Source organism: Paraburkholderia sp. BL27I4N3 (assembly GCF_003386115.1).
Classification (GTDB): Bacteria; Pseudomonadota; Gammaproteobacteria; order Burkholderiales; family Burkholderiaceae; genus Paraburkholderia.
In genome coordinates, this window is record NZ_QREJ01000001.1 from 3,550,038 (window position 1) to 3,568,209 (window position 18,172).

Annotated in this window: 18 protein-coding genes; 2 read left to right on the top strand and 16 right to left on the bottom strand. The window is 63.0% G+C overall.

Annotation, left to right across the window (positions count from 1 at the left end; genetic code table 11):
- Window positions 1-10 precede the first annotated feature (10 nt).
- The 6 genes from B0G71_RS16080 to B0G71_RS16105 all read right to left on the bottom strand — a co-directional run bounded on the left by B0G71_RS16080 (window position 11) and on the right by B0G71_RS16105 (window position 5,692).
- On the bottom strand, window positions 11-907 hold the full coding sequence (locus B0G71_RS16080) for a glycosyltransferase family 2 protein (RefSeq protein ID WP_241974448.1): 897 nt from the start codon (window positions 905-907) through the stop codon (window positions 11-13).
- Window positions 904-1,800 (bottom strand): dTDP-4-dehydrorhamnose reductase, encoded by an 897-nt coding sequence (rfbD, locus tag B0G71_RS16085; protein WP_116142715.1) that lies wholly within the window; start codon window positions 1,798-1,800, stop codon window positions 904-906. The genes B0G71_RS16080 and rfbD overlap by 4 nt, the downstream gene beginning before the upstream one ends.
- An 11-nt stretch (window positions 1,801-1,811) precedes the next feature.
- On the bottom strand, window positions 1,812-2,363 hold the full coding sequence (gene rfbC / locus B0G71_RS16090; RefSeq protein ID WP_116142716.1) for a dTDP-4-dehydrorhamnose 3,5-epimerase: 552 nt from the start codon (window positions 2,361-2,363) through the stop codon (window positions 1,812-1,814).
- Window positions 2,348-3,241 carry a glucose-1-phosphate thymidylyltransferase RfbA gene (rfbA, locus tag B0G71_RS16095; protein ID WP_116142717.1) on the bottom strand — a complete coding sequence of 298 codons (894 nt, stop codon included), beginning with the start codon at window positions 3,239-3,241 and terminating at the stop codon, window positions 2,348-2,350. Before rfbA ends, rfbC begins: the two co-directional genes overlap by 16 nt.
- Window positions 3,242-3,251: 10 nt before the next feature.
- A complete protein-coding gene (gene rfbB / locus B0G71_RS16100) occupies window positions 3,252-4,313 on the bottom strand; it encodes a dTDP-glucose 4,6-dehydratase (protein ID WP_116119114.1) in 1,062 nt (353 codons plus the stop codon).
- A 467-nt stretch (window positions 4,314-4,780) separates the two neighbouring features.
- Window positions 4,781-5,692, bottom strand: a complete 912-nt coding sequence (locus B0G71_RS16105; protein WP_116142718.1) for a GDP-mannose 4,6-dehydratase — start codon at window positions 5,690-5,692, stop codon at window positions 4,781-4,783.
- Between the two features lie 194 nt (window positions 5,693-5,886).
- Between B0G71_RS16105 and B0G71_RS16110 the strand changes: the two genes are divergently transcribed.
- Window positions 5,887-6,765 carry a symmetrical bis(5'-nucleosyl)-tetraphosphatase gene (locus B0G71_RS16110; protein ID WP_116148650.1) on the top strand — a complete coding sequence of 293 codons (879 nt, stop codon included), beginning with the start codon at window positions 5,887-5,889 and terminating at the stop codon, window positions 6,763-6,765.
- Window positions 6,766-6,814: 49 nt separating this feature from the next.
- On the opposite strand, the gene B0G71_RS16115 is transcribed toward B0G71_RS16110, so the two are convergent.
- The 8 genes from B0G71_RS16115 to B0G71_RS16150 form a co-directional block, all read right to left on the bottom strand.
- Window positions 6,815-7,672 (bottom strand): 1-acyl-sn-glycerol-3-phosphate acyltransferase, encoded by an 858-nt coding sequence (locus B0G71_RS16115; protein WP_116142719.1) that lies wholly within the window; start codon window positions 7,670-7,672, stop codon window positions 6,815-6,817.
- A gap of 75 nt (window positions 7,673-7,747) precedes the next feature.
- Complete coding sequence (locus B0G71_RS16120) at window positions 7,748-9,028, bottom strand: dihydroorotase (RefSeq protein ID WP_116142720.1); 1,281 nt, start codon at window positions 9,026-9,028, stop codon at window positions 7,748-7,750.
- 100 nt (window positions 9,029-9,128) lie between these two features.
- Entirely contained in the window at window positions 9,129-10,154 is a 1,026-nt protein-coding gene (locus B0G71_RS16125) for an aspartate carbamoyltransferase catalytic subunit (protein ID WP_116142721.1), read from the bottom strand.
- Window positions 10,155-10,348: 194 nt separating this feature from the next.
- Window positions 10,349-10,900, bottom strand: a complete 552-nt coding sequence (gene pyrR / locus B0G71_RS16130; RefSeq protein ID WP_116142722.1) for a bifunctional pyr operon transcriptional regulator/uracil phosphoribosyltransferase PyrR — start codon at window positions 10,898-10,900, stop codon at window positions 10,349-10,351.
- Complete coding sequence (ruvX, locus tag B0G71_RS16135) at window positions 10,887-11,327, bottom strand: Holliday junction resolvase RuvX (RefSeq protein WP_116142723.1); 441 nt, start codon at window positions 11,325-11,327, stop codon at window positions 10,887-10,889. The genes pyrR and ruvX overlap by 14 nt, the downstream gene beginning before the upstream one ends.
- Entirely contained in the window at window positions 11,324-11,902 is a 579-nt protein-coding gene (locus tag B0G71_RS16140; RefSeq protein ID WP_106286116.1) for a YqgE/AlgH family protein, read from the bottom strand. The genes ruvX and B0G71_RS16140 overlap by 4 nt, the downstream gene beginning before the upstream one ends.
- Before the next feature lie 261 nt (window positions 11,903-12,163).
- Window positions 12,164-13,576 carry a hypothetical protein gene (locus B0G71_RS16145; RefSeq protein WP_116142724.1) on the bottom strand — a complete coding sequence of 471 codons (1,413 nt, stop codon included), beginning with the start codon at window positions 13,574-13,576 and terminating at the stop codon, window positions 12,164-12,166.
- Between the two features lie 266 nt (window positions 13,577-13,842).
- Window positions 13,843-14,013 carry a rubredoxin gene (locus B0G71_RS16150; RefSeq protein WP_006047743.1) on the bottom strand — a complete coding sequence of 57 codons (171 nt, stop codon included), beginning with the start codon at window positions 14,011-14,013 and terminating at the stop codon, window positions 13,843-13,845.
- A gap of 290 nt (window positions 14,014-14,303) precedes the next feature.
- Between B0G71_RS16150 and B0G71_RS16155 the strand changes: the two genes are divergently transcribed.
- Window positions 14,304-15,164 carry a hydroxymethylpyrimidine/phosphomethylpyrimidine kinase gene (locus B0G71_RS16155; RefSeq protein WP_106286118.1) on the top strand — a complete coding sequence of 287 codons (861 nt, stop codon included), beginning with the start codon at window positions 14,304-14,306 and terminating at the stop codon, window positions 15,162-15,164.
- A 168-nt stretch (window positions 15,165-15,332) separates the two neighbouring features.
- On the opposite strand, the gene groL is transcribed toward B0G71_RS16155, so the two are convergent.
- Both groL and groES read right to left on the bottom strand, forming a co-directional pair.
- The gene (gene groL, locus B0G71_RS16160) at window positions 15,333-16,973 is read right to left on the bottom strand and encodes a chaperonin GroEL (RefSeq protein ID WP_106286119.1); all 1,641 of its coding nucleotides are present in this window, start codon (window positions 16,971-16,973) and stop codon (window positions 15,333-15,335) included.
- A 55-nt stretch (window positions 16,974-17,028) separates the two neighbouring features.
- Entirely contained in the window at window positions 17,029-17,319 is a 291-nt protein-coding gene (gene groES, locus B0G71_RS16165) for a co-chaperone GroES (RefSeq protein ID WP_008923887.1), read from the bottom strand.
- Window positions 17,320-18,172: the final 853 nt, after the last annotated feature.

The window sequence follows — 18,172 nt, forward strand, 5'->3', positions numbered from 1 at the left end:
GCACCGCTTTCTAAAGTCTACCTAGCCGCCCGCGGATGCCGTCCCACATACCGAGCAAGGCCATTTTCAGATGGGCCATCCGCTCCGAGGGCATCAATGAATAAATGACGAGCCGCACCGGAAACTTGACCAGTTCGGACGACTTCCAGGTCCAGGGCACATAAGAGCGGCGAATCAGCACGACGGCGTTGCGGAACAGATAGTAGTGACGCAACGGGCTGTGCATGGGATACGCGCGACCCAGTACGCGGACCGGCTCGCCGCCAAGTTCATGGCTCATGTGCACCCACGGCACGCCCAATACCCGGTAGCCCTTCTGCTTGGCACGCACACACCATTCCAGGTCGACGAAATCAATGAAAAGCGCGTCGTCCATCGGACCGATGCTCGACCACCAGCGCAAATTGATGCACGACCCCGACGAAATCAGGAAGTCGACCTCGATAGGCTGATCGCCCTGCGGCACGATCCGCTCCAGCGTGCCCCACTTGAAGCGCACGAACGGCGCGAGGCCGCGCAGACGCGCGTCTTCATAAGCCGGACCCACCAGCGCGACCCGCTCGCCCGATGCGTTGGCCGCCTCGATGACTTTCGGCAACTCCGTGAACAACGCCGCAGGCGGCTCGCTGTCCTGATCGAAGATGATCGCCATATCGAAGCCGCCGCGAATCAGCGCTTCGACGCCCTGATTGATCGCCGTCGCGATGCCCGCGTTCTCGCCGTTGGGCAGGTACTCGATCGTCGCGGCCAGTCCCAGCTCGCTCGCCGGCCGCACGCCTGGCGTGTTGTCGACCACCACGCAGTGCATTCTTGCGGCGAGCCGGTTGGCCCGCTCGATACAGGCCGCATCGGGGTTGTAGAAAACAACGACGGCGCCCGTACGCGATGTCAGCGGCGTGCTGCTCAACGCTCGGCCAGGCAGAGTTGCAAGGCGTCGCGCCAATCCGGCGCCTGCACGCCGAACGTCCGTGCAAGCTTGTCATTCGACATGCGCGAGTTGCCGGGCCGCTTCGCCGGCGTCGGATAGGAGGCAGCCGGGATCGGCTTGACGGTCGGCGTTTTCGCCAGGCCCGACAGTTCGAAAATGGCCTCGGCAAAACCGTGCCACGACGCCGAACCCGTCGCGGTCAGGTGATAAACGCCCGAATGCTGCTGCCACCAGTCGCTCTGGCCAGGCGCCGCCGCTTGTGCGAGTACGTTTGCCGTGAGCGTGGCAATCGTTTTTGACCAGGTCGGCGCGCCGATCTGGTCGGCGACCACGCTCAATTCGTCGCGTTCCGCGCCGAGGCGCAGCATTGTCAGCAGAAAGTTCTTGCCACGCGTGCCGTACACCCAGCTCGTGCGCAAGATGAGGTGCGCGCAGCCGCTTGCGGCAATGGCCTGCTCCCCAACCAGCTTGCTGTGCCCATACGCGTTTTGCGGATCGGTGGGATCGTCTTCGACGTAGGCGCCGTTTTTCTCGCCGTTGAAAACATAGTCGGTCGAATAGTGGACCAGCGCCGCACCCAGCTTTTTCGCTTCTTCAGCGAGCACGCCCGGCACTTCGCCGTTGATGCGCATGGCGAGATCGAGCTCCTCTTCCGCTTTGTCGACCGCGGTATAGGCCGCGGGATTGACGATCAGCGTCGGCCGGATGTTGCGCACCACGGCGCGAACCTGATCCGGATCGGACAGGTCCATCGCGGCGCGGTCCACCGCAACCACGGTGCCGAGCCCTTGCAACGTACGCGCGAGCTCGAAACCGACCTGGCCGTTTACGCCGGTGAGGAGGATCGTCCGCCTGGCATCATGTGCGCTCATGCGACAACCCCTTATGCGAAGACATCAGCATCGGCCAGAAGCCTGGCTGCCGCGTCTTTCGCCGCCAGCAGCGGCTCTTCGTCGATCGGCCATTCGATGCCGATGGCCGGATCGTTCCAGACGATGCTGCGCTCGTGCTCGGGATACCAGTAGTCGGTGGTCTTGTAGAGGAACTGCGCGGACTCGGACAGCACCACGAAACCGTGCGCGAAACCGGGCGGCACCCACAACTGCCGATGGTTGTCGACCGACAGAACCACGCCCGCCCACTTGCCGAAATTCGGCGAACTCTTGCGGATGTCCACCGCGACGTCGAACACTTCACCTTCGACGACACGCACGAGCTTGCCCTGCGCATTCTGGACCTGGTAGTGCAGCCCACGCAGCACGCCCTTCGCGGAGCGCGAATGGTTGTCCTGCACGAATTCGACGCCCGGCTCGACCTGCTCGGCAAATTCCTTCGCATTGAAGCTCTCGAAGAAAAAGCCTCTCGCGTCGCCAAACACTTTGGGCTCGATGATCTTGACTTCAGGCAGCGCGGTTGCGGTTACTTGGATGGCCATGCCACTTGGTCCGTAAGAAGGTTTTGTAGATACTTGCCGTAGGCGTTCTTCGCGAGCGGTCTGGCGAGCGCCTGCAGCTGCTCGCCGTCGATCCACTGCTGCCGGTAAGCGATTTCCTCCGGACACGCGACCACCAAACCCTGGCGCTTCTGCAGCGTGGCGATGAAGGTCGCGGCTTCGATCAGCGAATCATGCGTGCCGGTGTCGAGCCACGCGAAACCACGGCCCATGATCTCGACATTGAGCGCGGCGCTGGCCAGATAACGCGAGTTGACGTCGGTGATTTCGAGTTCGCCGCGCGACGACGGCTTGATGTCCGCGGCAATGTCGCAGACCTGCCTGTCGTAGAAATACAGACCCGTGACCGCGTAGTTCGAACGCGGCTTGACCGGCTTCTCTTCGATCGACAGCGCGCGGAACTGCTTGTCGAATTCGACCACGCCGTAGCGTTCAGGATCGTGCACGTGGTACGCGAAGACCGTGGCGCCATCGGCTTTCTCGTTGGCACGCTCAAGCTGCTTCGCGAGATCGTGGCCGTAGAAAATGTTGTCACCGAGAATCAGCGCCGACGGGTCATTGCCCACAAAATCCCGGCCGATGATGAACGCCTGCGCGAGCCCATCCGGCGAAGGCTGAACCGCGTACTGGATATTCATGCCCCACTGGCTGCCGTCACCCAGCATCGCTTCGAAGCGCGGCGTGTCCTGCGGCGTGGAGATGATCAGCACGTCGCGAATGCCCGCCACCATCAGCGTTGACAGCGGGTAGTAGATCATCGGCTTGTCGTAGACCGGCAGCAATTGCTTGGAGACCACGTGCGTGATCGGATACAGGCGGGTGCCCGAACCGCCCGCGAGAATAATGCCTTTGCGCGCCATTGCCGTGCCCTTACGCGCGCTGCGCGTAGTTGGTCTCAACCCACTTGCGATAGTCGCCGGAGGCGACCTCGTCCGACCATTCCTGATTGTCCAGATACCACTGGACCGTTTTCGCGAGACCCGTTTCGAACGTTTCCGCAGGCTTCCAGCCGAGTTCGCGTTCGAGCTTGCGCGCGTCGATCGCATAACGGCGGTCGTGGCCCGGACGATCCTTCACATACGTGATCTGGTCGCGGTACGACGCACCTGCCTTCGGACGCAACTGGTCGAGCAGGTCGCACAGCGTGTGGACCACGTCGAGGTTCTTCTTCTCGTTCCAGCCGCCGATGTTGTACGTCTCACCCGGCGTGCCGCGCGCGAGCACTTCACGGATCGCGCTGCAATGGTCGCCGACATACAGCCAGTCGCGCACGTTCTGACCGTCGCCATACACCGGCAGCGGCTTGCCGCCGAGCGCGTTGGCGATCATCAGCGGAATCAGTTTCTCGGGAAACTGGTACGGGCCGTAGTTGTTCGAGCAGTTCGTGGTGAGCACCGGCAGGCCATACGTATGATGGTAGGCGCGCACAAGATGGTCGGAACCCGCCTTGGTGGCCGAGTAAGGGCTATTCGGCGCGTACGGCGTGGTCTCGGAGAATTGCGGATCGGTAGCGGAGAGCGAGCCGAATACTTCATCGGTCGAAACGTGCAGAAAGCGGAACGCGGCCTTGTCGGCCTCGCCGAGCGCAGTCCAGTACTGACGGGCCGCTTCCAGTAGCGTGAAGGTGCCCACCACGTTCGTTTGCACGAAATCAGCCGGGCCATGAATCGAACGGTCCACGTGGCTCTCGGCGGCGAAATGCAGTACGGCACGCGGCTTGTGCTCCGCGAAGAGCGCGTCGAGCGCAGCGCGATCGCAGATATCCGCGCGCACGAAAATGTGCTTCGGATTGTTTTGTTGCGACTTGAGCGTACCCAGATTGCCGGCGTACGTCAGCTTGTCCACGTTCAGTACCGCTTCGTCCGACGCATTGAGCCAGTCGAGCACGAAATTGGCGCCGATAAAACCGGCGCCGCCCGTTACCAGAATCATGAAATTCCCTTCCAGATGTTGGTGGCAGGTCAAAGTAAATGGACCAACCTGCTACCACGCGTTGTGGTGTCGTAATCTTGTCGACGCCCGCCGCCGCCCCGCGCTCTGCGGACGGACACTCAAACGCCAATCTTATGAAGCCCCGATTATAAAGCCGCCCAAGGCAAAAACTAGAACCCTAACAACTTGAAACAGCTTGACAAGTTTGGTTTCCGTCAGTTAATTCGGCCGTCACTTTCATGTCGCATGTCGCTGTGAGCGGTCGCAGGCATGATGGAGCGCCGCGCCGATGAAACGGCTAGCGGTCTGATTCAGCGTAATGCACTGGGAAAAACGGGAGCAAACGCCGTATAAGTCTGATCAAATCAGCCTGCGATGCGGCGCATTATGGTTGTTTATACGCGAACGAAAAGTCGCGCGTCACCATGCCCCAAATAGATGGCGGATCGCCGCGCAATTGCGGCCGATTATGCCGCCAGCATCCAGCGCAACGTATCCATGAATGGAATCGCCTCGACTTTCGGCACGAGCGTGCGCAGCTTGGCGGGCGAACCGGCTAGCATCTTCACATCGGTTTGCCGCACAAAGGCGGGATTGATCTGAATCTCGAGTTCATGCCCGGTCAGATCACTCGCCGCGGAAAGAATTTCGCGCAATGTAAAGGGCGTGCCGGTGCAGACATTGACGGTTTCCGAAGCGGCCTCGGAATCGAGCAAGGCTTCATATGCGCTTGCCACGTAGCGCACGTCGGAGAAGTCGCGCGCCACGTCGATATTGCCGAGTTCGATCGACGGTTCGCGGCGCGCAAAGTGCTCGACGATCTTGGGCACGAGGAAGTTGGATGCCTGGCCGCGGCCGGTATAGTTGAACGGCCGCACGATCAGGATCGGCAGGCGGTCGAACCACGTCCGCACCATCGTTTCCATCGCCGCCTTGCTGGCCGCGTAGTGATTGACCGGCGTGACCGGAAAGCTCTCGTCGATGGCTGCGCTCGTCACGTTGCCGTACACGTTCGCGCTGCTCGCGATCAGCAGCTTGCGCGGCGTATGACCGACAGCGGCGCACGCCTCCAACAAATTCAGCGTGCCGATCACGTTGACGCGGTAAAAGTCGAGCGGATCGTTATGACCTACGAAACTGATCGCAGCGAGGTGGACGATGTAGTCGGGCCGCGCGATCTCGATCACGCGCCGGCAGGCGTCCGGCGACGTGATGTCGAGCCGCAGGCGCGTCGGCGTTTCCGCCACGTCGCGCCCCGCGACCGTTTCGATCACGGTGTGGCCGCGCCCGAGCAGGTTGTCGACCAGATAGCGGCCAGTGAAGCCGCTCGCCCCGGTGACGAGCGTACGAATAGGCTGCTCTGCATGAAAAGACGACATGCTTTCTCCGTTCATGAAAGTCATCCTGTTGTGTCGCAATATCGTGGGCGCCCTGCGCCAGGCCGCTTGCCAGCGGCGCCTTGACCCGATATCAAGCCTTCAAACGGGCTATTATGTCACGCTAATATGTTGCATTGCCCAACGCGGCACGCCGCGTGCGTAACAGCGTGTATCAAACCGCACTCATTTCCTCGATGACACCCGCCACTACGTCTTCCGCGCTTTCCGATCCGCCCCTACTCCCGCTCGCTTTCGGCGATCTGCAAGGCTGCCGCACGCCGTTCCAGCAACTGCTGGCCAAGGCCGCGCCGCCGGCCGGCACGCCGCTGTGGTTCGCGGGCGACCTGATCAACCGCGGCACCGAGTCGCTGGCCACGTTGCGCGACGTCATCGCGCTCGGCGAGCAGGCAGTGCCGGTGCTGGGCAATCACGATTTGCATCTGCTGTCGGTGTCGGCGGGGATTCGCAAGTCGAAGAAAGGCGACACGATCGACGAGATTCTCGCCGCGCCGGATTCCGCCGACCTGCTCGAGTGGATCCGCCACCGTCCTATCGCGCATTTCGACAACGGCATGCTGATGGTCCACGCGGGCGTACTGCCGCAGTGGGACGTGAATCTGACGCTCGAACTCGCCGAAGAATTGCAGCGCGCCCTGCGTGCGCCGAACTGGAAGGAGACGCTCGCCGGCTTGTACGGCAACGAGCCGAATCGCTGGAAACCGGGACTGAAAGGCATCGAGCGGCTGCGTTTGACGTGCAGCGCGTTGACGCGCATCCGCTTCTGCACCGCCGAAGGCACCATGGATTTCAGCAGCAGCGGCGGCCTGAATGCGGCGCCGCCGGGTTGCATGCCGTGGTTCGATGTCCCAGCGCGCAAGACCGCCGATGTGACCGTGGTGTTCGGTCATTGGGCTGCGCTCGGGCTGATTCTGCGTGACAACCTGATCGGCCTCGATTCAGGCTGCGTGTGGGGCGAACAATTGTCCGCCGTGCGTCTCGCGCGACAGCCCGCGGAGCGTACGCTGACACAGGTCGAGTGCGAGAACTGCCGCGCTGCGGCCGGCGGCAATTAATCCGCCGCGGCGACCCGGTCGCATGTCGGCATCGACCGTAGGCCGAATTTCAGGCCGAACGCCCTGACCTGTCGACCTGATCGGCCGGTTCTTCAACCGGTTCTTCAATCAGCTTTGCCGCTGCGGCGGACGTAGCGGCCCGCTCCGCCATCACCGCGCCGGTCATCGCGGCGCCGCTTTGCATCTCCCGCAATGCGGCCGCGATCACGCCTTCCGCTTCCGCCGCCAATGTGCGCCGGTCGGCGCCCGGCGCGAGCGGTGCGCAAACATAGATATGCGCGGTGAGCGGTCCGCCGCCCAGCAGCAGATTCAGCGAATCGGCGAGCGACAGATCGTCGATATAGGCGGGCGCCGTGGATTGCCGGCCCTGCGCGTCCTCATACATCATGCACAGTGGCTGCACCGGCGCCGACGCCGACACGGCTGCCTGAAACATGTTCGCGTGAAACGGCAGCAGCCCAAGCCCGTTGGAGGTGGTGCCTTCGGGAAACACGCACATCAGTTCGCCCGCGCTTAGGCGGTCGGACAGTTCATGCATGATCCGCCTGGCGTCGCTGCGCTTTTCGCGCTGGATGAACACCGTGTCCAGTTGCTGCGCGAGCCAGCCGACCACCGGCCATTGCCGGATCTCGGCCTTCGAGACGAACGGCGTGGGCCGCCACGCGTTGATCACATAGATGTCGATCCACGAAATGTGGTTGGCGACCACCAGCGCGCCGCGATCGAGCCGCGCGCTGTCGTTATGCACGACGAGCCGCATACCGCACAGGCGCAGCATCTTCAGCGACCATTCGCGATTGAGCGTGTGACGCACCTCGGCGCTGGCTTTGGGAAAGCGCGTCGCCACGACCCACATGCCGTGCAGCAGATGAACGACGAGACGTGCCTTGCGTAACGCGAGCTTCATGGTCGGAGCGTTCCTGATTGGGTCAGTAAGGGTTGGCCTATGAGCGGGACAATGAGCGTGGCAACACCGCGGCTATCAACGCTGTTCGAATGCGACATGCCCGGACACGATGGTCGCACGCACGCGCGCCGGCAGTTCGTAACCGAGGAACGGCGTGTTATGCCCTTGGCTCTTCAGCGCACGCGGCTCGACGCGCCAATGCGCATTGCGGTCGAACACGCAGAGATCGGCCACGCCGCCCACGGCGATACGGCCGGCCGCGTCCAGTTTGAGCACGTTGGCCGGCGCCGTGGTGATGCGGTTCAGCGCCTTCGCAAGCGGCACGCGTGCTTCGTCGGCCCACTTCACCGTCAGCGACAGGAACAGCTCCAGCCCGGTCGCACCGGGGGTAGCCTCGGCGAACGGCAGCAGCTTTTCGTCGTCGTCGACCGGCGTGTGGTCGGAGCAGATCGCGTCGATCGTGCCGTCGATCAGGCCCGCGCGAATCGCCTCGCGGTCGCGCTGTTGACGCAGCGGCGGATCGAGCCGGAACTGCGCGTCGAAATAGCCGATGTCGAGGTCGATCAGATGCACGTGATTCACGGTGACGTCGCATGAGACCGGCAAACCCTCGGCCTTCGCCGCGCGCACCAGCGCAATGCCCGCCGCCGACGACACATGCGACAGATGCACCCGCGCGCCTGTCACGCGCACCAGTTCGAAAATGGTATGCAACGCGATGGTTTCCGCCGACACCGGCACGCCCGAGAGCCCCAGCCGCGATGCCAGCGCGCCGCTCGCGGCCACGCCGCCCTTGCCAAGATAGGCGTCCACGGGACGCAGCCACACGGTATAGCCGTAGGTGTTCGCGTATTGCAGCGCGCGCATTAGCACCTGCGTATCGACCACCGGCACGTCGGCCTGCGAAAAGCCGATGCAGCCTGCTTCGGTCAGCTCGACCATCTCCGTGATGACCTGCCCCTTGAGACCGACCGTCAGCGCGCCGAGCGGATACACATGCGCCTGGTCCAGATTGCGCGCACGGAACTTGAGCATTTCGACGAGGCCCGGTTCATCGAGCGTCGGATCGGTGTCCGGCGGGCAGACGAGGCTCGTCACGCCGCCCGCGAGCGCGGCGGCCATTTCGGATTCGAGCGTCGCCTTGTGTTCGTAGCCCGGCTCGCGCAACCGCGCCGACAGGTCGACCAGACCCGGCGCGACGCAGAGACCTTGGGCGTCGATCGTCTTCTCCGGGTGGAAATCCGCGGGCGCGTCGCCAATGGCGGCGATCTTGCCCGCCGCGATAAAAATGTCCTGCTGCTGTTCGGTGCCCGCTACCGGATCGATCAGCGTGCCGCCTTGAATAAGAATCTTCATGCGCTGCCTTATATTCAGCTGAGTTCAGCTAATTCCGCGTTACGTGTCGCGGGTTCGTACTGTGCGTGAGTGACGCGGCTCCGCATCCGCATCCGCAGGGTCAGTCGTGATTACCCGCGACAATTCCCATCACCGCCATGCGCACCGCGATACCGAAAGTCACCTGATTCAGAATCACCGATTGCGGACCGTCGGCCACTTGCGAATCGATTTCGACGCCGCGATTCATCGGGCCGGGGTGCATCACGATCGCGTCGGGCGCGGCGAGCGCGAGACGCTCCGGCGTCAAGCCCCAGCTCTTGAAATACTCCTGCGCCGACGGCAGCAATGCGCCGCTCATCCGTTCGTTCTGCAGACGCAGCATGATGATCACGTCGACGTCCTTCAGGCCTTCGTCGAGGTTGTGAAACACGCGTACGCCCATCTGTTCCAGGCCGCCCGGCAACAGCGTGCGCGGCCCGATCGCGCGCACTTCCGGCACGCCGAGCGTGGTTAGCGCGTGAATGTCCGAGCGCGCGACGCGCGAGTGCAGAATGTCGCCGACGATCGCCACGCGCAGCTTCGTGAAGTCCTTTTTGTAGTGGCGGATGGTGTACATGTCGAGCAGCCCCTGCGTGGGGTGCGCATGACGGCCGTCGCCGGCATTGATCACGTGCACGTGCGGCGCGCAATGCTGGGCGATCAGGTACGGCGCGCCGCTCGATGCATGGCGCACGACGAACATATCGGCATGCATCGCCGAGAGGTTGTTGATCGTGTCGAGCAGCGACTCGCCCTTGCTGGTCGACGACGCGTTGATATTCAGATTCAGCACGTCCGCCGACAGACGCGTCGCGGCGATCTCGAAGGTGGTGCGAGTGCGCGTCGAGTTCTCGAAGAACAGGTTGAACACCGACTTGCCGCGCAACAGCGGCACCTTCTTCACTTCGCGATCGGTCACGCTGACGAACTGATCGGCGGTGTCGAGAATGTGATTGACGATCGCCTTCGGCAAGCCCTCGATCGACAACAGATGTTTGAGCTCGCCGTTTTTCGTGAGCTGCGGGTTGCCCTTGAGGAAGCCATAACGGAAGCGCTCGGTGGCGCTGTCGGCGGAATCCTTGGGAGCCTGGGTGGCGATGGTCATGATGTACCTGCTTCAAATACGGACTTCGACGTGATCGGTGTCGATGCGGACTGCGTGTGACGATGCCGGGCCAACTTTCGCGCGTTTAGTTGCAGCGAGCGGCTCGATAAATCTCTCTTGCGTGGCGCGTGATGGCTCGATGCCATGCGCCGATTGCGACGGAAGCGCGGCGCGCCTCGCACATCGCGCCCTGTTCAATCGACGCGTGCTTCAGTGTGAAAAGTGAAACACTGCGCGGATGCGCCGCCTGCTTCGTCGCGTTCCGTGCGGGCCAGCACGAGCGTGGCGTCGGCGGGAATGTCCACCACGCCGCCGACAAAGCGTGCCGCAACCGGCAATTCACGTCCGCCGCGATCGGCCAGCACCGCCAGTTCAACTGATGCCGGGCGGCCGTAGTCGTACAGCTCGTTGAGCGCCGCGCGAATCGTGCGGCCGGTGTAGAGAACGTCGTCGACCAGCACGATACGGCGGCCGTCGACCGAAAACGGCAGCGAGGTCGGGCTTGCCTGCGAGTGCAGCCCTTTTTTCGCGTAATCGTCGCGATGCAGCGCGACGTTCACCACGCCGAAATTCGGCAGGTTCAGATCGCGCGCCAGCCGTTCGGCAAGCCACGCGCCGCCGCTGTAGATGCCGGCCAGCACGGCGCCCTCGGCGCCGTCTTTTCCGGCGCCGAGCTGGTCGCCATACACCGCGCGAATCTGGTCGAGCAACGCGCGATAAAGCGCTTCGGCGTCAATGGAACTCATGATCGTCGGAAAGTCCGTCTAGATATTGCTGGAGGATGATGCTGGCGGCTTCGGCGTCGAGCATGTCGGCGCGGCCGTTGCCGGCGCGGATTTCCGCCTTCGCCTCGACCGACGAATAGCGTTCGTCGATCCACGTGACGGGCAAATTGAAACGGCCATTCAATTGATTGCCGAAGCGCTTCGCGAGTTGCGTCATTGCGTGCGGCGTGCCGTCCGGATGCAACGGCAAACCGACCACAAGCGCGTTCGGTTTCCATTCTGCGATCAGCTTGCCGACTGCCTCGAACCGATATTCGCGGCTGCGGTTCTGCACGATCACGAGCGGCCTTGCGCGACGCGTCAGCGAATTGCCGACCGCCACGCCGATGCGTTTTTCACCGTAGTCGAACGCAAGCAGCGTCGCCTCACGTCCGGCCGGCAGACTCATGCGTGACCCGCCTCGCCGGACAGCATCGACAGGTTGATGCCGAGAAGAGCCAACGCGGCTTCGAGACGTTCTTCGGCGGGTACGTCGAAGATGATTTTCGGGTCGGCTTCGACCGTCAGCCAACCGTTCTTCGAAATCTCTTCTTCGAGCTGACCCGCGCCCCAGCCGGCATGGCCGAGCGTGAGGAGGAAACGCTCGGGACCCGTACCGCTCGCGACGGCTTCGAGCACGTCTTTCGACGTGGTCATCTCGAGACCGCCCGGCACCGACATGGACGACGTGTACGCGTTGCCGTCTTTCGGATCGTGCAGCACGAAGCCGCGCTCGGTTTGCACCGGGCCGCCGAAATAAACGGGCACATGGAGAAGGGGTTCGATCTCGAGCTTGAGATCGATGCGACTGAAGAGCGCTTGCAGGTCGATATCGGTCGGCCGGTTGATCACGAGGCCGAGCGCACCGCGCTCGCTGTGATCGCAAAGGTAGACCACCGTTCCCGAAAACGTCGGATCCGCCATGTTCGGCATGGCGATCAGGAACTGGTTGGTCAGATTGATGCGATCGGTACTCTTGGACATAGTTCGGATTTTAGCAAAGACGATGCAGGATGGCGGGGCTTTGAGCGTGGGACCGCGATGTGTGCCATGAAGCGAGCCGCGAGCCATCGACGGCGAATCAAGTTGCACTCTATCACGCACGCGGGCCCTCGCCACCGTGCAGGTTCCCGCTGTGTCACGGCACGCGTGTTGCGTGGCGTGCGGTCGCGTCACTTCACCGCGGCCAGTGACGACCCGGTGACAGACGGACCGGCGCGCCCCACGACCCGGCGCGCCGATGACTCACGCGCCGCCCTGCTCGATGGAGCGCGTCAAGGCGGCCAGCGCGGTGCCGCCGCCGGGTGGCGCGACGCCCGCGGCGACCTTGTGCAGCGTGGCGCGCAGGGCTTCGGCGGCCTGCTCGAGCGTGCTCGCCGCCGGAGCGCCGACGATCACGTGCGCGCGTACCGCGGGCGTCGAGACGCCGGCATGCGCGCGACGGCGCCACGCGAGCCCCAGCGCATCGGCTAGCAGCGCCACGTGGCCGAGGCCCAGCGCGCACGCGGCGGAGCCGAGCCGGTAGGCGGCGTCGCCCGCCTGCAGCGCTTCGCTCGGATCGGCTTTCTCCGGCTGGTCGGCTGCACGGGCATGCTCGGTCAACGCGGCGATCGATGCGTCCGCCGTTTGCAGAAAATCTTCGTAGGCGTTCACATTCACGGCCAGCACGCCCAATTCGCGCGTCAAGGCGCTACGGCTGGCGCTGATCGCCTGGGCCTGCACGGCGCCCGCTTCCCAAAGCATTTCGGACGCCTGGGTGCCCGCGACGTGCCAGTCCACCGTCAAGCCGTAGTCGTGCAGCACTTCCACCTGGTCGGCGTCTTCCGCGGCGGCGCCGAACAACGCATAGTCGCGCCACAGCAGCGCAAGCGTTGCGCGCACGAGTGAGCGCGGCGCAAGCTCGATGCCGCGCGCGTGATCGGCGAGCGCGAGGTTGCAACGCGCGTAAAAACGCCGCGCGTCGGTTTCGCCCGTGGCGCGGCCGCTGACCCGCAACGCCTTGGCGCAAGCCTTGGCGAGCCGCCAGAAATCGTAGGGGTCCGGGCCGGCGAGTTCGCCGAAGACAGCGTCCAGTTCGTCGAGCGCCGCGTTGGTGACGGCCAGCGCCGCCGCACTGCCGGTGTTGGCCTGCGAGCGCAGCACCGGCAGCAGCGCGCGTTCGTAACGCGCGCGCAGATGCGCCAGTTGATCGGCGGGCTGCGTGTGCAGCGAGACGGGCGGCACCGGCCGCGCGGTCAACGCGAGATCTTCGAAGGCGATGGTGGAACCCGGTGTGTGCTCCGACAGATGCGTGCCGAGCGCCCGGTAATGATCGAACAGGACCGGCGAGCAGGACAGCTCGCGCAAGTTGTGACGCTCGAGCGCGGCGCGGAAGTCGCGCAACGCCGCGCCGAACACGGGGCGCGCGCTCAGCGCGTCGACCGGGTCGCCTTCGACCAGCGGCGAAACCCGCACTAATGCGTCAGCGAAACGCTGAGCGCTCAGCCAGCCGGCCCCGCGCAATGCATGCGACGCACGCAGCAGCGCCGACGTGCTCTCGCTGTGCTGTTCGAACGCCAGCAGCGCCTCGGCCAGCGCAAGCTCGGCGGGGCGCACGGCGCCGCCGCGCGGATTCGGCAAGGCATCGAAGGAAACGGGTGCAGCGGATTGAGGAGTCATGGGCAGGCGACACGAAGCTGACGGGCCGTCGCCTCGCCGCACGCAGACTGATCGGCGAACGCGCGAACCGGCGACAGGACAATGACAGACTAACGTTGCGACACGGCGCGGCCGAGGACGTTCCGCGTCGACGCGTTGGGGCAAACTTCAGAACGTACCGTGTGCGTTCGATCCTGCGCGGCACACCGACCGGGAAACATCACGCCAGCGCCGCGCCGCGGGCATGCGGCACGGCCCGTAGCCGGTCTGCCGGCTGCTCCCGGACTTCAGATCTGGACCATCTCGAAGTCTTCCTTACGCGCGCCGCACTCCGGGCAGGTCCAGTTTATGGGGACGTCTTCCCAGCGCGTGCCCGGCGCAATGCCTTCGTCCGGCAAACCGGCTTCTTCGTCGTAAATCCAGCCGCAAATCAGGCACATCCAGCTTTGATATTCCATTCTTGTGTCGCGTCGTAGAGTCCGGGGAAACGGGAGCCATGATGGTACCGTGTTGCCGCCCCAATGCCTAGCAATCAGACACGCGCAATCGCAGGGTGCGACGGCCTTTGGTTATGCAGTTGCGTCGCCCCGCGCAGTGGTTGCGACGTCGTGCCGCGCGCCGGCCCCACGCTTGCCGGCTGCGGCGCATCGCGAGATGCGAAAAAACGCCCTCGGGACGGTTTAGGCCGCATAATTGAGTCGATTGCGCACTCTCTGCGCCTAAATTTAGCTCCTTTCCGCAAATCTTCATGCCCAGCGACACGCCTCCGATCGTCCTCACCTTCGGCCTTTCCGATCCCACCGGCGGCTCCGGCCTGCAAGCCGACCTGATGACTCTTGCCAGCATGGGTTGCCATGGCGTCTCTGTGCTCACGGGCTACACCGTGCGCGACTCGGCGAGCTGCGACGAAGTCACCGGGCTCGACCCCGAAGTAGTCGCGACCCAGGCGCGGATGCTGCTCGAAGACATGCCGATCGCCGCGTTCAAGGTCGGCGCCTGCACCCGCGCGGAAGTGGTGAGCGCGATTGCCGAAGTCGTCGCCGATTACGACGACATTCCACTGATTCTCGCCCCCGATTTCACGCTCGACGACGAGCACGTGCTGTCCGCCGACGAACTGCGCGAAGCGATCGCCGACCTGCTCGCGCCGCAAACCACGTTGCTGGTCGCCGATTCGGCAACACTGCTCGCGCTCGCCCAACCGGACGGCGACGCCGAAGCGCCCAGTCTCGACGCCGCCATCTCGCATCTGCTGTCGCAAGGCTGCGAATACATTCTGTCGACGGAAACCGGCACGCACCGGCACGTCAATACGCTCTTCAGCGAAGACGGCCAGTTGCGTCAGGACATGTGGGACCGTGGCAGCCATCGGATCATGGGCTTGACGGATACGCTGGGCGCGGCGATCGCCGCGTTGCTGGCCAACGGCCAGGATCCCGCCGAAGCGGTGCGCGAGGCGCAGGAGTATTTGTACCAGGCCGTGCGCAATGCGTTCCGGCCGGGCATGGGCGCGTATATGCCTGACCGGTTCTTCTGGGCGCGCAGTGCCGACGACGAAACGCCGCCAGCAGCCGGCAAGGACGCAGCGCCGGGCGAAGCGCGGCACTGATAGCCGGCGCGGAGCGTCGGCAGCCCTCTGATCCGGGCGCTTCTGCCCGCGGCGAGCGCCCCATAAAAAAACCCGCATTTCTGCGGGTTTTTTCGTTTGGGAAGCACGCCTTGCGGCGCACTTCCCCATGTGCTTCCAACTGAGCCTCCAGACGAGGCCCAATCGAAATTACATGTCCATGCCCATGCCGCCCATGCCGCCGGGCATACCGCCGCCCATCGGAGCATCTTCCTTCGGCAGTTCGCAAACAGCTGCGTCGGTCGTCAACAGCAGGCCAGCGACCGAAGCTGCGTTTTGCAGCGCCGTGCGCGTCACCTTCGTCGGGTCCACAACACCAGCGTCGACCAGGTCGACGTACTCGCCGGTTGCTGCGTTGTAGCCGTAGTTGCCTTGGCCAGCAGCAACAGCTGCCACGACGACGCTGGCTTCTTCGCCACCGTTCGTGACGATCTGGCGCAGCGGCTCTTCCATCGCGCGCAGCACGATCTTGATACCTGCGTCCTGATCGGCGTTAGCGCCCTTCAGGCCGGCGATTGCCGTACGTGCACGGATCAGCGCGACGCCGCCGCCAGCCACGATGCCTTCTTCCACAGCTGCGCGCGTTGCGTGCAGTGCGTCTTCGACACGTGCCTTCTTTTCCTTCATTTCGACTTCGGTCGCAGCGCCGACCTTGATCACCGCAACACCGCCTGCCAGCTTGGCAACGCGCTCTTGCAGCTTTTCACGGTCGTAGTCCGACGTTGCTTCTTCGATTTGCGTGCGAACCTGCTTCACACGTGCTTCGATGGTGGCTGCTTCGCCAGCGCCGTCGATGATGGTGGTGTTTTCCTTGCCCACTTCGATACGCTTCGCTTGACCCAGTTCAGCCAGCGTTGCCTTTTCGAGCGTCAGGCCGGTTTCTTCAGCGATGACTTGACCGCCGGTCAGGATCGCGATGTCTTCCAGCATGGCCTTACGACGATCGCCGAAGCCCGGAGCCTTGACAGCAACAGTCTTCAGGATGCCGCGGATGTTGTTCACCACCAGCGTAGCCAGCGCTTCGCCTTCGACGTCTTCCGCGATGATCAGCAGCGGACGGCCAGCCTTGGCGACCTGTTCCAGTACCGGCAGCAGATCACGGATGTTCGACACCTTCTTGTCGTGCAGCAGCACGAACGGGTTTTCGAGCACGGCGACTTGCTTGTCCGGGTTGTTGATGAAGTACGGCGACAGGTAGCCGCGGTCGAATTGCATACCTTCGACCACGTCCAGCTCGTCTTGCAGCGACTTGCCGTCTTCAACCGTGATGACGCCTTCCTTGCCGACCTTGTCCATCGCTTCAGCGATACGATCGCCGATGGACGAGTCGCTGTTCGCCGAAATCGCGCCGACTTGTGCGATTTCCTTGTTGGTCGTGCACGGCTTGCTGATCTTGCGCAGTTCTTCGATTGCGGCCGTCACAGCCTTGTCGATACCGCGCTTCAGGTCCATCGGGTTCATGCCCGATGCAACGTACTTCATGCCTTCGCGGACGATCGACTGAGCCAGGACCGTTGCGGTCGTGGTGCCGTCACCTGCGTTGTCGCTGGTCTTGGAAGCCACTTCCTTGACCATTTGCGCGCCCATGTTCTGGAGCTTGTCTTTCAGTTCGATCTCTTTCGCGACCGACACACCGTCCTTCGTGACCGTCGGGCCGCCGAAGCTGCGTTCCAGGACAACGTTGCGACCCTTCGGGCCCAGCGTGACCTTCACAGCGTTCGCGAGGATATTCACGCCTTCAACCATCTTGGCACGGGCGGAATCACCGAATACGACGTCTTTAGCTGCCATCTTCTAACTCCTTGAATTCTTTAAGATACGACCGGGAAAAGCAGCGACTTTCCGCTTACTTCTGCACCACGGCCATGATGTCTTCTTCGCGCATCACGAGCAGTTCGTTGCCGTCGACCTTAACGGTCTGGCCTGCGTATTTACCGAACAGAACGCGGTCACCCACCTTCACGTCGAGCGCGATTGCCGCGCCCTTGTCGTCACGCTTGCCCGGCCCGACTGCCAGAATTTCGCCTTGATCCGGCTTTTCTGCTGCGGCTTCGGGGATCACGATGCCCGACGCGGTCTTGGTTTCTTGATCCAGACGTTTGACGATCACGCGATCATGCAAAGGACGAAGGTTCATACATACTCCTCTCTTGATTGAGACTGAAGAACGCTGAGAAAACCCGGCTGGCGGAGCCAACCGGCGATGTTGTTAGCACTCTCGTGCAGCGAGTGCTAATTATATGGACGGGTGGTGACAAATTCAAGAAGGGATGGTGCGGTTATCAAGATTCGTGTCGAGATTCGCTTGGCTTTGAACTTTGTTCGCTTAAGTTTGAACCGACGACTGTGCGCCCGGACACCGCAACGGCGCACACTTTCCATAAGAAACAACGAGTTAGAACTGGGGCCGCCGTGATACACGGGTTGTGAACGCTGCTACGAAACCTAGCCGTTTCTGGCGAAGCCGCCTCGCAAAACCAAGTGGTCAACATTCGTTCAAGGGTAAACCCCCAGAAAGGATCGCCCCCTTCCGCAATGGTCTGGGAATTCGAAAAACACCGTGCAGCCCGCGACCCTATCGCTCTCGTCGTGCAGCCGCTCTGGATTCAGATGTTCGATCAATTCATCACCTGGCCATGCGAAACGACGGCGTAAAGGAGTCGCTGGACAAGCCCGCTTCACTACCTCTTCCATAGCGGCTTCAAACGATTCACCAGCATCACGCTTCCCCGTTGAGCTGGGCAAACTCACTATCGCCACAAGTTCAGACAGCTGGGATAGATTGTGGCCGCGCCTTTCATTCATGTGCGTCACCAGTTCGTCATCGCTCGATGGCAGAATTTCGAGGCCGGAAATTGAGAGGTCGGTCGAGTAGTAAAACGCGTGGCCGTTCCGGAGACCGTCAATGATTGATCCCTTGAGGAGTCAATCCGTGAGTCGGCTTCATACATCGCGGCCGTTGACAGACAACGCCCTTGGCTTTCCCAGAG